Annotated in this window: 9 protein-coding genes; 8 read left to right on the top strand and 1 reads right to left on the bottom strand. The window is 40.5% G+C overall.

The features are described from left to right. The first annotated feature begins 269 nt into the window (after nt 1–269). From rpoB to PYV58_RS20760, 4 genes are all read left to right on the top strand, one after another. A complete protein-coding gene (gene rpoB / locus PYV58_RS20775; RefSeq protein ID WP_004718475.1) occupies nt 270–4,358 on the top strand; it encodes a DNA-directed RNA polymerase subunit beta in 4,089 nt (1,362 codons plus the stop codon). A 144-nt stretch (nt 4,359–4,502) separates the two neighbouring features. Then, the gene (gene rpoC, locus PYV58_RS20770) at nt 4,503–8,696 is read left to right on the top strand and encodes a DNA-directed RNA polymerase subunit beta' (RefSeq protein ID WP_004718473.1); all 4,194 of its coding nucleotides are present in this window, start codon (nt 4,503–4,505) and stop codon (nt 8,694–8,696) included. Between the two features lie 83 nt (nt 8,697–8,779). After that, the gene (locus PYV58_RS20765; protein ID WP_034617310.1) at nt 8,780–9,343 is read left to right on the top strand and encodes a hypothetical protein; all 564 of its coding nucleotides are present in this window, start codon (nt 8,780–8,782) and stop codon (nt 9,341–9,343) included. A 393-nt stretch (nt 9,344–9,736) separates the two neighbouring features. Then, complete coding sequence (locus PYV58_RS20760) at nt 9,737–10,093, top strand: hypothetical protein (protein ID WP_004718470.1); 357 nt, start codon at nt 9,737–9,739, stop codon at nt 10,091–10,093. 172 nt (nt 10,094–10,265) lie between these two features. On the opposite strand, the gene PYV58_RS20755 is transcribed toward PYV58_RS20760, so the two are convergent. Continuing rightward, the gene (locus PYV58_RS20755; protein WP_004818511.1) at nt 10,266–10,754 is read right to left on the bottom strand and encodes a DUF4442 domain-containing protein; all 489 of its coding nucleotides are present in this window, start codon (nt 10,752–10,754) and stop codon (nt 10,266–10,268) included. Nucleotides 10,755–10,873: 119 nt separating this feature from the next. On the opposite strand from PYV58_RS20755, the gene PYV58_RS20750 reads away from it, so the two are divergent. From PYV58_RS20750 to PYV58_RS20735, 4 genes are all read left to right on the top strand, one after another. Beyond that, entirely contained in the window at nt 10,874–11,749 is an 876-nt protein-coding gene (locus tag PYV58_RS20750) for an alpha/beta fold hydrolase (RefSeq protein ID WP_034617325.1), read from the top strand. Nucleotides 11,750–11,893: 144 nt separating this feature from the next. Beyond that, nucleotides 11,894–13,312, top strand: coding sequence for a Na+/H+ antiporter family protein (locus PYV58_RS20745; RefSeq protein ID WP_004818515.1), 1,419 nt, complete (start codon nt 11,894–11,896; stop codon nt 13,310–13,312). 380 nt (nt 13,313–13,692) lie between these two features. Then, a complete protein-coding gene (locus PYV58_RS20740) occupies nt 13,693–14,304 on the top strand; it encodes an OmpW family outer membrane protein (protein ID WP_034617314.1) in 612 nt (203 codons plus the stop codon). A 165-nt stretch (nt 14,305–14,469) separates the two neighbouring features. Then, the gene (locus PYV58_RS20735) at nt 14,470–14,811 is read left to right on the top strand and encodes a hypothetical protein (protein WP_004818519.1); all 342 of its coding nucleotides are present in this window, start codon (nt 14,470–14,472) and stop codon (nt 14,809–14,811) included. The last annotated feature ends 90 nt before the right edge of the window (nt 14,812–14,901 follow it).

Below are 14,901 nucleotides of genomic sequence, written 5' to 3'. Positions count from 1 at the left end.
AATTGGCTGATGGCTCTTGGGTCATCAGCCTTTTTGCGTTACAATAATCGGCTCGATTTTAGATTGATTGGTAGAAAAACCATCAATTTTAAAAATAAATAAACACAATCAAACGCTTACCAATATTTTTCCATTTTAAAAATATTGCTAAGCGTTTTGTACCACTGAAATTTGCAGCATTTGTATAAAAGTGGTGGTCATATCGACCTGCGTAATTCCTTCTAAGTTCGTTCTGCAGGCGGACTTAGTTTACTTTCCGAGGACTCCAGATGGCATACTCATATACCGAAAAGAAACGGATCCGTAAGAATTTTGGTAAATTGCCCCAAGTCATGCATGCTCCGTACCTGCTCTCGATTCAAGTCGACTCGTACAGAACATTCTTGCAAGACGGCAAAACACCAAAAAATCGCGAAGATATCGGTCTCCAAGCTGCATTTCGTTCAGTTTTTCCTATTGAAAGTTATTCGGGCAATGCTGCTTTAGAATTCGTTGAGTATAGTCTTGGTAAACCAGAGTTTGATGTTCGCGAATGTATTCTTCGTGGCTCAACCTTTGCGGCACCAATGCGCGTTAAAATTCGTTTGATCATCAAAGATCGTGAAACGAAATCTATTAAAGACGTACGTGAACAAGAAGTGTACATGGGTGAAATGCCACTCATGACTGAGAATGGTACCTTTGTCATCAATGGTACTGAGCGTGTAATCGTATCTCAATTACACCGTTCACCAGGCGTATTCTTTGACCATGATAAAGGTAAAACGCATTCAAGCGGTAAAGTGCTTTATTCAGCACGTATTATTCCTTATCGTGGTTCATGGTTAGATTTTGAGTTTGATGCTAAAGATTTAGTCTTTGTACGTATTGACCGTCGTCGTAAATTGCTTGCGACTGTTGTGTTACGTGCATTGAGCTATAGCAATGAACAAATTCTGAATATGTTCTACGAAAAAGTACCTGTATATCTTGATATGGGTAGCTATCAGATTGACCTTGTGCCTGAACGTCTTCGTGGTGAAATGGCTCAATTTGATATCGTGGACAATGATGGTAAAGCCATTGTTGAACAAGGTAAACGTATTAATGCTCGCCATGTACGTCAAATGGAAGCTGCTGGTTTAACTAAACTTCCAGTTCCAGATGAATATTTGTATGAGCGTATTACTGCTGAAGATATCGTACTTAAAGACGGTGAAGTAATTACTGCTAACACTGTATTAAGTCATGAGATTTTGGTCAGAATTGCTGAAGGTGGTATTAAACAATTTAATATCCTGTTCACCAATGACATCGATCGTGGTTCTTTTGTTGCTGACACCTTACGTGCAGATACAACATCTGGTCGTGAAGAAGCACTTGTAGAAATCTACAAAGTGATGCGTCCAGGTGAGCCACCAACGAAAGAAGCGGCTGAAAACTTATTCAATAACTTATTCTTCTCTACAGAGCGTTATGATTTATCGCCTGTGGGTCGTATGAAGTTTAACCGTCGTTTGGGTCGTCCTTACGAAGTAGGTACAGATCAGAAGTCTCGTGAAGTAGAAGGTATTCTTTCTAACGATGACATCATTGATGTACTGAAAACACTGGTAGAAATTCGTAACGGTAAAGGTGAAGTCGACGATATCGATCACTTGGGTAACCGTCGCGTACGTTCTGTTGGTGAAATGACAGAAAACCAATTCCGTGTTGGTTTAGTTCGTGTTGAACGTGCTGTTAAAGAGCGTTTAAACCAAGCTGAAACAGATAACTTGTCTCCACAAGATTTGATCAATGCGAAACCAGTTGCTGCTGCAATCAAAGAATTCTTTGGTTCAAGCCAATTGTCACAGTTTATGGATCAAAACAACCCGTTGTCAGAAATTACACACAAACGTCGTGTATCTGCGCTTGGGCCTGGTGGTTTGACACGTGAACGTGCGGGCTTTGAAGTACGTGACGTACATCAAACTCACTATGGTCGTGTATGTCCAATTGAAACTCCTGAAGGACCAAACATTGGTTTGATCAACTCGCTTTCTGTTTATGCAAAAGCGAACAACTTCGGTTTCTTGGAAACACCATACCGTCGCGTTGTTGATGGTCGTGTAACAGATGATGTTGAATATTTATCTGCAATTGAAGAAGTAGGTACTGTTATTGCACAGGCCGATTCTGCATTGGATAAAGATGGACATTTAACAGAAGACTTCGTTTCAGTACGTCACCAAGGTGACTTCGTTCGTATGCCACCTGAAAAAGTGACGCATATGGATGTATCTGCTCAACAGGTTGTATCTGTCGCTGCATCACTTATTCCATTCCTTGAACACGATGATGCCAACCGTGCATTGATGGGTTCAAACATGCAACGTCAGGCTGTTCCTACATTGCTTGCTGATAAACCACTTGTGGGTACCGGCATGGAAGCAAACGTAGCGCACGACTCTGGTGTATGTGTGATCGCGAAACGTGGCGGACGCATTGAGTTTGTAGATGCATCACGTGTGGTTATTCGTGTCAACGAAGATGAAATGATCGCGGGTGAAGCAGGTGTAGATATCTACAACTTGATCAAATACACGCGTTCAAACCAAAACACATGTATTAACCAAAAAGTGCTTGTGAGCATGGGCGATAAAGTCGGCCGTGGTGACGTTCTTGCTGATGGTCCATCAACTGATGGTGGTGAATTAGCATTGGGTCAGAACATGCGTGTCGCGTTCATGACTTGGAACGGTTATAACTATGAAGACTCGATTTTATTATCTGAACGTGTTCTTCAAGAAGATCGTTTAACGTCAATTCATATTCAAGAATTATCATGTGTTGCGCGTGATACGAAGTTAGGTGCGGAAGAAATCACTGCCGATATTCCTAACGTAGGTGAAGCAGCGTTATCTAAACTTGATGAATCAGGTATTGTTTATATCGGTGCTGAAGTTGCAGCGGGTGATATTCTTGTTGGTAAAGTGACACCTAAAGGTGAAACACAATTAACCCCTGAAGAAAAATTACTTCGTGCAATCTTTGGTGAGAAAGCGGCAGACGTTAAAGATTCATCTTTACGTGTTTCTTCAAGCGTTAAAGGTACAGTCATCGACGTTCAAGTGTTTACACGTGACGGTATCGAGAAAGATGAACGTGCTCAAGCGATTGAGAAAGCGCAGCTTGATGCTTACCGTAAAGACTTGAAAGAAGAATTCAAAATCTTCGAAGAAGCTGCTCGTGAACGTATTATCCGTTTGTTAAAAGGCCAAGAGTCGAATGGCGGCGGTACGACCAAGCGCGGTGATAAGCTATCTGAAGATGTATTGTCTGGTTTAGAGCTTGTTGATCTTTTAGAAGTTCAACCAACAGATGAAGGCATCGCTGAACGCTTAACTCAAATTCAAGTGTTCTTGAAAGAGAAGAGCTACGAGATTGATGAGAAATTTGCTGAGAAAAAACGCAAACTTTCTACAGGTGATGAGCTTACAACAGGTGTCTTGAAAGTTGTTAAAGTTTACTTAGCTGTAAAACGTCGTATCCAGCCTGGTGATAAGATGGCGGGTCGTCACGGTAACAAAGGTGTTGTATCAAACATCTTGCCTGTTGAAGACATGCCGCATGACATCCATGGTGTTCCAGTTGATGTCGTACTTAACCCGTTGGGTGTACCATCACGTATGAACGTGGGTCAGATTCTTGAAACTCACTTAGGTATGGCTGCAAAAGGTCTTGGCGATAAGATCGACAAGATGATGAAAGAGCAACGTACCGTTCTTGAGCTTCGTGATTTCTTAGACAAGATTTATAACAAAGTTGGTGGCGAGCAAGAAGATCTTGATAGCTTAACTGATGAAGAAATCTTGGTGTTATCAGGTAACTTGCGTAAAGGTGTTCCTTTAGCTACGCCAGTATTTGATGGTGCAGAAGAAAGTCAGATCAAAGAGTTACTTGAGCTTGGTGGTATCTCACGTACAGGTCAAACAGTATTGTATGACGGACGTACAGGTGAGCGTTTTGACCGCCCAGTAACTGTTGGTTATATGTACATGCTCAAGTTGAACCATTTGGTTGATGACAAGATGCATGCACGTTCTACTGGTTCTTATTCACTTGTAACTCAACAACCGCTTGGTGGTAAAGCACAATTCGGTGGTCAGCGTTTCGGTGAGATGGAAGTCTGGGCACTAGAAGCTTATGGTGCTGCTTATACACTTCAAGAAATGCTTACTGTGAAGTCGGATGACGTTGAAGGTCGTACTCGCATCTATAAGAACATCGTAGATGGTAACCATTATATGGATCCGGGTATGCCTGAATCGTTTAACGTATTGACCAAAGAGATCCGTTCTTTAGGTATCAACATTGAACTGAAAAATGGTGACTAAATCCCCCTCGATCCCCCTTTGTTAAAGGGGGAAGTTCCCCTCTTTCTTAAAGAGGGGTTAGGGGAGATTCCAAATCTCAGTGAAAAAACAATATTTGTGACCCAGTCGTAGCCTGAAAAGCGCTTCGACACACGGAGAAAAAAATTGAAAGACTTGCTCGATATCATGCGCAAAAAGACGGATTCAGATGGTCACGCTCCAGTAGAGTTTGACCGTATCCGTATTGGTCTTGCGTCACCAGAAATGATTAAGTCATGGTCTCACGGTGAAGTTAAAAAGCCAGAAACCATTAACTATCGTACGTTTAAACCAGAACGTGATGGTTTATTCTGTGCCAAAATCTTTGGTCCAGTAAAAGATTACGAATGCTTGTGTGGTAAATACAAGCGTATGAAATATAAAGGCGTCATTTGTGAAAAATGTGGCGTTGAAGTAACAACTGCAAAAGTTCGTCGTGAGCGTATGGGTCACATCGAGCTTGCTTCTCCAGTTGCGCATATTTGGTTCTTGAAATCATTACCAAGCCGTATCGGTTTATTACTTGATATGACTTTACGTGATATCGAACGTGTATTGTACTTCGAATCTTATGTGGTTACTGATCCTGGCATGACGCCAATGGAAAAGTACCAACTTCTTAACGATGAAGAATACTTCACTGCGTTAGAAGAACATGGTGACGAATTCAGCGCGAAAATGGGTGCAGAAGCAGTTCAAGATTTGTTGAAAGATATCGATCTTGAAGCTGAAATTTCTCGTTTACGTGAAGAAATTCCGAACACAACTTCAGAAACGAAGCTTAAAAAAGCCTCTAAACGTTTGAAGTTGATGGAAGCGTTCAAAGAGTCGAACAACAAGCCAGAATGGATGGTGATGAATGTACTTCCAGTACTTCCACCTGATCTTCGTCCGTTGGTACCGCTTGAAGGTGGTCGTTTCGCGACTTCTGACTTGAACGATCTTTATCGTCGAGTGATCAACCGTAACAACCGTTTAAAACGTCTTCTTGACCTTGCTGCACCAGACATTATCGTACGTAACGAAAAACGTATGTTACAAGAGTCTGTAGATGCGTTATTGGACAATGGTCGTCGTGGTCGTGCTATTACCGGTTCGAACAAACGTCCGCTTAAATCTTTGGCAGATATGATCAAAGGTAAGCAAGGTCGTTTCCGTCAAAACTTACTTGGTAAGCGTGTTGACTACTCTGGTCGTTCGGTAATTACTGTAGGTCCAACTTTACGTTTGCACCAATGTGGTCTTCCGAAGAAAATGGCACTTGAATTATTCAAGCCGTTTATCTTTGCTAAGCTACAAGCTTCTGGCCAAGCAACAACCATTAAAGCTGCGAAGAAAATGGTTGAGCGTGAAACTCCTGAAGTTTGGGACGTTCTTGCATCTGTAATTCGTCAACATCCAGTGATGTTGAACCGTGCGCCAACACTTCACCGTTTAGGTCTTCAAGCATTTGAACCTATTCTAATTGAAGGTAAAGCGATCCGTTTACACCCACTCGTTTGTGCTGCGTTTAACGCCGACTTCGATGGTGACCAAATGGCGGTTCACGTTCCATTAACACTTGAAGCTCAATTAGAAGCTCGTGCGTTAATGATGTCGACCAACAACATCTTGTCACCTGCCAACGGTGAGCCGATCATCGTACCTTCTCAGGACGTTGTCTTGGGCTTGTATTACATCACACGTGATGCAATCAATGCCAAAGGTGAAGGCATGGTGTTTGCGGATACTCACGAAGTAAACCGTGCACTTGCAACAGGTCAAGTTGACTTACATGCGCGTGTAAAAGCACGTGTACACCAAACAGTGATTGATGAAAACGGTAACCGTGAGCATCAAACCATTGTTGTAGATACGACACCTGGTCGTTGCTTACTTTGGGAAGTTGTTCCTGAAGGTATGGATTTCCAACAAATCAACGTTGAGATGACTAAAAAGAATATCTCTAAGTTGATTAACTCTTGCTACCGTAAATTAGGTTTGAAAGATACAGTTATCTTTGCTGACCAATTGATGTACTTGGGCTTCCGTCAAGCAACACGTTCTGGTGTTTCTGTGGGTATGGAAGACATGTTGATTCCGCCACAAAAACAAGCAATTATCGAAAAAGCAGAAGTTGAAGTTCGTGAAATTGAACAACAATTCGAGCAAGGCTTCGTAACTGCGGGTGAGCGTTACAACAAAGTTGTCGATATTTGGGCGCGTACTAACGACCAAGTTGCCAAAGCGATGATGGACAACTTGTCATTCACGACTGTTAAAAACAAACAGGGTGAAGACGAGAAGCAAAAATCATTCAACAGTATCTACATGATGTCTGACTCTGGTGCCCGTGGTTCGGCAGCTCAGATTCGTCAGCTTGCAGGTATGCGTGGTTTGATGGCGAAACCAGATGGTTCGATCATTGAAACACCGATTAAAGCAAATTTCCGTGAAGGTTTGACAGTACTTCAGTACTTCATTTCAACACATGGTGCGCGTAAAGGTTTGGCCGATACAGCACTTAAAACAGCAAACTCTGGTTACTTGACACGTCGTCTAGTCGACGTTGCGCAAGACTTGGTTATTACTGAGCCAGATTGTGGTACGCTTGAAGGTCTTGTAATGACTCCGTTCATTCAAGGTGGCGATGTCATTGAGCCATTAAGTGTACGTGTATTAGGACGTGTAACTGCTGAAGACGTGAAAAAAGCGGGTTCAGATGAAGTTGTGCTTCCACGTAACACATTGATTGACGAGAAAATCGCGGCGTATCTTGAAGATGCGGGTGTCGATGAAGTTAAAGTACGTTCAGTTGTAAACTGTGCTTCGACTTTCGGTGTATGTGCTAAATGTTATGGTCGTGACTTGGCGCGTGGTCACTTGGTGAATCCAGGTGAATCTGTCGGTGTTATGGCTGCGCAATCAATTGGTGAACCTGGTACACAGTTAACCATGCGTACATTCCACGTAGGTGGTGCTGCAAGCCGAACGTCTGCTGCAAATAGCGTACAAGTACGTAACAAAGGTACAGTTCGTTTCCATAACGTTAAAACTGTTCAACATGCCAAAGGTCACTTGGTGTCTGTTTCACGTTCAGGTGAAATCGGTATCGCTGATGATTTAGGTCGCGAACGTGAGCGTTATAAACTTCCATACGGTGCGTCTATCTTGATTAAAGATGGTCAACCTGTAGAAGGCGGCGGTATTGTTGCAACTTGGGATCCACATACACATCCATTGGTTACAGAAGTTGCTGGTAAAGCACGCTTCAGCCAAATTTCGGATGGCGTAACTGCAACATCGAAAACTGATGATGCAACAGGTATGACCACTGTTGAAATTTTACCTGTAACAGCACGTCCTGCTTCTGGTAAAGATTTGCGTCCTGCAATCGTGTTGGATACAACCGATGGCGGCGAACAGTTCTACTTCTTGCCACAAAACACGATCGTGACTGTTCGTGATGGCGAGACGATCGGTGTTGGTGACGTTATTGGTCGTGTACCACAAGAAACTTCACGTACTCGTGATATTACCGGTGGTCTACCGCGTGTAGCTGACTTGTTCGAAGCACGTAAGCCGAAAGAACATGCAATTCTTGCTGAAATCTCAGGTGTTGTAAGCTTTGGTAAAGAAACCAAAGGTAAGAACCGTTTAGTGATTACACCAGATGATGGCTCTGAAATTTATGAAGAGTTGATTCCAAAATGGCGTACCATTAACGTGTTTGAGGGTGAGCATGTGAACCGTGGTGAAACCATTTCTGATGGTCCACAAAACCCACATGACATCTTGCGTTTGAAAGGTGAAGTTGCATTAACCAACTACATCGTGAACGAAGTTCAAGACGTTTACCGCTTACAAGGTGTAAAAATCAACGATAAGCATATCGAAGTAATCGTTCGTCAAATGTTGCGTAAAGTTGACATTACCGACGGTGGCGATACAAGCTTTATCAAAGGCGAACAAGTGGATTACATCCGCGTTGTGGGCGAAAACCAAGCGGTATTGGCTCAGAACAAGTTCCCTGCGAAGTATGAACGTCAATTGATGGGTATTACCAAAGCATCGCTTTCTACTGACTCGTTCATCTCTGCTGCATCGTTCCAGGAAACAACTCGTGTGTTAACTGAAGCGGCTGTAACAGGTAAAGAAGATGATTTACGTGGCTTGAAAGAAAACGTTGTTGTAGGTCGCTTGATTCCAGCAGGTACTGGTCTTGCATACCACTTAGAGCGTCGTCGTCAAGAAGCAGAAGCTGCAGAGCATGAGCTTGTAAATGACTTCTCTGAAGTTGATCAAGCATTCTCTCAAGCTTTAAACGAAGATTCTTTCTAAGTTAAACAGCTTTTGAAATGAAGAAGACGCCTTAGGGCGTCTTTTTTTATATACTGAGTAGACCTCAGTTACAAACATTAAAAATGGCAATTAAAATTAGAAATATATGGATAGTTTTACTGGCAGTCATGTTCGTTCCCGTCTGTTTGTTGATGTTTTTACCAGCTCAGCCAGAAATGAATTGGCAGCACGATGTATTTCAATTCATCACAGAAAAATTAAAGATTCAAACGGGAAGGTTTGGTCCCTTGGCTTTTTATACGGTATCGGTGACTGCATATTTTTCGCTATTGAGCAGCATTTGGGCCGTTTTTATATTTTGCATGATTTGGCAAGAAGGGCGTGAAACTACACCTCAAACAATACCCCAGACAGCGCAGTTTAAGTTATGGGATGCGGTGCTTGTGGTTGTATGTATTCTTGGTTTTATCTGGTTTAGTTTTTCGATGATGCAATGGCATTTCGCTCAACAAGATATGACCATAGGTTTAGGTCGAAATGGCTATTTATTCCAATCCTTGTATCACTATCAACTTGGCGTTGTCTTTGCTGAACTCTTTTTTATGCTTTTCTTGGTATTCAGCCAGCTGGCAATCTTGATGCTTGTTTATGCAAGTTATCGTTTTCTCAAAGAAAAATTTAAATAAAAAAATTAAGATTCAATATGAGTTATTTGATGATTAACCCGTTGTTTTTAAATATTTAACTAGAAAGTGATTGCTCAAAGGTAGGCTTTTTTCATAACGCCTTTTTAAAACGATAAATCAACATGAAATTTCCCTCATCCTAGCCTTCTCCCAAAGCGAGAAGGGACTTTCAATACCAATATGATTCACTCAACATGATCATCTTTTGCTTTATGAAAGCGATCGAATAATTTCTTATTAACATGAATGTTATTTAAATTCGATTGTGCATCTTTGATAATCAAAGGCTACAAATGGCAACATGAAAATTTAATTTAATCCATAAATTAGTGTTTTCATAAAATCAGTGTTAATCAATTGCATTTGTAAGTTCAGATAGAAAGGATGAATAACATGAAAAAAATAGTAATGACTATGATGTGTGTGAGTTTACCTATTGTGATGCTTACAGGTTGTGAAAACATGTCAGCAAACGATAAGCGTATTGCTTCAGCGGCCCTTGGTGGTGCTGTTGGTGGCGGTGTAGGTAATCATGCAGGTAATGGCGTTGGTGCTGCTGTTGGTGCAGGTGGTGGTGCTGCTGTTGGAAGCAAAGCCAACAATGGTTCAAATCGCAATGCAACTTATAGTGGTATCGGTGCGGGTATTGGCTCAGTCCTTGGTAAGGGTGTTCTTGGCGGTGATGCCGGTGCTGCAATTGGTGGCGCGATCGGTGGTGGTGCTGGTGCTGCTATTGAGCAAAATAAGTAAGCGTCTAAACCCAAGACTCAATAAAAATAAGCGCAACGTATTAGCATTGCTGATTACGTGATGCGCTTATTTTTATCCCTATTCATATCTAAGCTTAAAAGATCTGACCATCTTAGTACTGTTGCGGCATTCTATTGATGTTTCGCTTTAGCAAAACTGATTTAAATCTTGTTTAGCGTTTTAAGGGGTGGGGGTTTTTACGACGGATATATACGGTTTTTTGTACCTCAGCAATTCTTAAACCAGAATCATCAAAAATATTCACGGTATAGTTACGATAGACTGGACTATAGTTTTCAGCTAAATCTTTGACATGTTCAATTTCAATCGCATCTAAACGAATATCTGCATAAACCGTACTACGTCCAGGGGAAAGGAAGTTGATGCTTGCGGTTTTATCCCAAACCATATATTTCGGACCCAGATGATGCATTAAAAGAAGCATATAAAATGGATCAACCATTGAATACAAACTACCGCCAAAGTGCACACCAACAATATTTTGATTGCTGTGTGTCAGTGGCATTTTGACCCGAACATGATAGTTTTTTAGATCAATTTTTTCGATTTCAATCCCTGCACCTTTATATGGAGAAAAATGATTCAACATAAATTTGGAAACAAATGGGATTGTCTGTAGTTTTTTGATTAGCGCATTCATGGTCAATTCTAGTTATCGATTTTTAAACCATAATAAAGAACTGAATGGAATGTGGCATTGATCCAAATGCCCTCTACTACGAAATCACAGCCAATGGTAAAACAATAAAAGGTGACTCAATGCAAGTGCAAACTTATTGGATATCCACACAAGATAAGCAAAAACTTTATGCAAAAACATGGGGTAATGCTGAAAACCCTGCATTGGTTTTAGTGCATGGCTATCCTGATAATCAGGAAGTTTGGGAACCGATTATTGAGCAATTGATCTCAAAATTTTACATCATTACTTATGATGTACGTGGGGCAGGACAGTCTTCTGTGCCGAAACGAATTCGTGATTATGCTTTAGCACGCTTATCTCTGGATTTAGAGTGCGTGGTAAATGAGCTACTGCCCAATCGTAATTTTCATCTTGCAGCGCATGATTGGGGCTCGATTCAGTCGTGGGAATCTGTGACTGAACCTAAATTTAAAAACCGTATTTTGTCTTATACCACCATGTCTGGACCTTGCTTGGATCACGCTGCTTTTTGGATGCGTGAACAGTTTTTACATGAAAAGCCTAAATTTTTTAAGCAGTTATTTAAATCTTGGTATATCGTTGCATTCCAGTTACCATTTCTTGCACCGACCGTTTGGCATTTCTTTAGTCCACAACGCTGGGGCGCAATTTTAACGCAACTTGAGAAAAAGAAAGGCTTACCGTTAAATCAAAATATTGCAAAAGATGGTGAACATGGTATCGGACTATACCGTGCTAACTTTCTTCCACGTTTAACTCGACCGCGTCAGCGTTATGCAGTATGTCCTGTACAGGCGGTTGTACTGTTAAGAGATAAATTTGTAAGCCCAGAATTGATTGATGAAGTGCCTAAATGGGCAACAGATTTTGAACGTGTAGAAGTTGATGCAAACCATTGGGCAGTACTTAGCCAACCACAAGAGATTGCACAATATATTCAAACATTTGCACTCAAAAATAGTGAGAGTTGATTCGCTTAAAGTGATGTGAACTCTTATAAAAATAGGCCATGTTTTCACATGGCCTATTCATTTTATGACCAGTTCGACTAAATTACAGCTTCATTGTAGTGAATCTGATAAAATATCGGCTTTCAAATTTTCGTAAATTTCTCCATGAATGCTGTCGTTATTGCGATTGCCGTGATGTTTATCTTGTCACTGGCACGAGTTTCTGTTGTTTTAACATTGGTTATTTCAGCAATTATAGGTGGGTTGGTTGCAGGTTTAAGTCTGTCAGATACTGTTACAGCATTTAATGCGGGCTTGGGTGATGGTGCAGAAGTTGCCTTGGCATATGCGGTATTAGGCGCTTTCGCTTTGGCACTTTCAAAGTCAGGCTTGCCTGATTTATTGGCCTATAAACTGATCGGCTTACTCGGTATGGAAGCCACGCAGAAACAAGCAACCAAAGTAAAATTCTTATTATTGGGTATTTTACTGATTGCCGCGATTTGTTCACAAAACTTAATTCCTGTGCATATCGCGTTTATTCCTGTGCTTGTTCCACCGTTATTAAAAGTGATGAATCACTTGAAACTCGACCGTCGTGCCGCAGCATGTGTACTGACCTTAGGTTTAGTCGGCACATATATCTTCTTGCCTGTAGGCTTTGGTGCAATTTTTCTTGAACAAATTCTGATGGGAAATATCAACAAAATTGGCGCTGCTTATCATCTGCATGTTGAAAGAAGCATGATGCCTATGGGGATGGCTATTCCTGTATTGGGTATGGTGATTGGTACTTTATTTGCCGTTTTTGTCAGTTATCGTAAACCGCGTATTTATGTTGATCGTAATGTTGCACCAATTACCACGATTGATTTAGATAAACCACTTCGTGCGGTAAATGTTGAGGTATTAAAAGCTGATGGCATTGCCTTAGAGCAAGAAGCCAAGCAAGAAGCTCCTGTGATTGCCAAGAAAACTATTCTTATGGCATTGCTGGCAATCATTTTAACCCTGATCTCTCAATTGTATTCAGGCTCAATGATTCTTGGTGGATTGGTCGGGTTCTCTGTTCTCTCTGCCGCAGGGATTTTTAAATGGCAAGAAGCGGATGATGTTTTTGTACAAGGGATGCGTATGATGGCATTGGTCGGTTTTATCATGATCTCTGCCGCGGGTTTTGCATCTGTGATGACCCATACTGGGGACATTAATCAGTTGGTTAACGGTGTTGTACATTTGATTGGTGACAATAAAGCGCTGGCTGCTTTCTTGATGTTATTTATTGGTTTATTTGTAACGATTGGAATTGGTTCATCATTTTCAAGTGTGCCTGTACTTGCAGTCATTTATGTTCCTTTATGTGTACAATTCGGCTTCTCTCCGCTTGCAACTGTTGCCTTAATTGGTACTGCGGCAGCACTAGGAGATGCGGGTTCACCAGCTTCAGATTCGACCTTGGGACCTACGGCTGGTTTGGGCGTAGATGGGCAACATGATCATATTTGGGATACGGTTGTTCCAACATTTATCCATTTTAATATTCCATTATTGGTGTTTGGTTGGATTGCTGCGATGGTTTTATAAGCCGGCATTGATCAAACATAAGGAGATTCATTAAATGATTGATGAATCTCCTTTTTTTATGGTTATTTGGTCTAAAATAACTTGTATTTGCAGGAAATTTACTATAAATATTGAGAAAATAAAATAATAGCTGTGATTTGATTTATTTAAAATAACTAACCAATAGATAATATTATCTTGATTAAAATACTTGGTTTTAATTAAATAATCTTGATTAATTAAGTTGGATTTAAAAACCAACTATATTGATATGATTAAAATAAATTTACTTATATAACAATTGTTTGAAAATATATAATAATTTTTGATTTAAATAAATGTTGCAATATTATTAATACCTATGTTTAATGTTTATTAATAACAACGCTGGGGTATTTATAATGTTAAAGCAAACTGCTCTTATTGCATTAATGGCAATTTCTTCTGCTTCATTTGCAGATTGGCAAGTCAAAGTTGGTGGTTCGGTGATTGCACCAACACAAGACACCAAAGTTGCAGGTGTTGGTACTGTGAAAGCAGACCATGAATATGCTTTTACACCTTCTGTAGAATATATCTTTGGTGAAACACCTTTCTCTGCGGAAGTTTTATTAGCGACACCAATTAGCCACGATGTGAAATTAGATGGTGAAAAAGCAGTTAACCTTAAACACTTACCACCAACTGTAACGTTTAAATATAACTTTAAAAACTCTACACGTTTTACACCGTATATTGGTGTGGGTGGTACAGCATTCCTTGCATGGGATGAGGAATCATCTGGGGCATTGGCGGGCACTAAGGTTAAAGTTAAAGATGATTTTGGTTTTGCTGGCCAAATCGGTTTTAACTTCCAACCTGCTGATGCAAAAAACTGGGGTGTTTTCTTTGATGCCCGTTATGCTCAATTAAGTCCAGAAGTGACTGTTAAAGCGGGTAATACCACTGCTGCAAAATTTGATTTAGATATTGATCCAGTTATCTATACTTTGGGTTATAGCTATAGATTCTAAGTCGCTTTAGAATCATAAAAACTCGGTAAATTTACCGAGTTTTTTTATTTTTACAGAGCCTTATATATTGAAACAAGAAGCAATAGAAAATCGTTATTTTTAGCTATATAAGCGCTGATTAAATCCATTTAATCTATCAGAACATCAATAAGACTTTGACATGATATGAAAAATTTAATTTTTATAATATTTGTAGGGTTAAGTAGCAGCACTATAGCCAATGCTGCAAGTTTTAATTGTGAGCATGCTCAGACCAAAAGCGAACATGCCATTTGTGAGCATCGCAGTTTAAACGATGCAGATGTCAAAATGGCGACCACCTATACCATTATCCGTAAACTCGTTCCAATGGGAACAAGGGGTGTGATACAGGATCAGCAAGTGAAATGGTTACAACTGCGCAATCAATGTCAGGACAATCTGCGTTGTTTAACCGATGCGTATCAGATGCGTCAGCAAAAACTAGAGATTTATATGAATCGAGTTTATCAACAAGGCCCATTTTAAAAAAAATTAAATTTGCCTATTGAAATATGCTTAAACCACTCCATTTCTAATGCATTCAATAAAAAAGCGTTATGAATTTACGGAGTGATT

It is taken from the genome of Acinetobacter sp. TAC-1, assembly GCF_029025845.1.
GTDB classification, from domain to species: domain Bacteria; phylum Pseudomonadota; class Gammaproteobacteria; order Pseudomonadales; family Moraxellaceae; genus Acinetobacter; species Acinetobacter guillouiae.
Note: the sequence above shows the minus strand (reverse complement) of the source record. Positions and strands in the feature narration are given on the sequence as shown.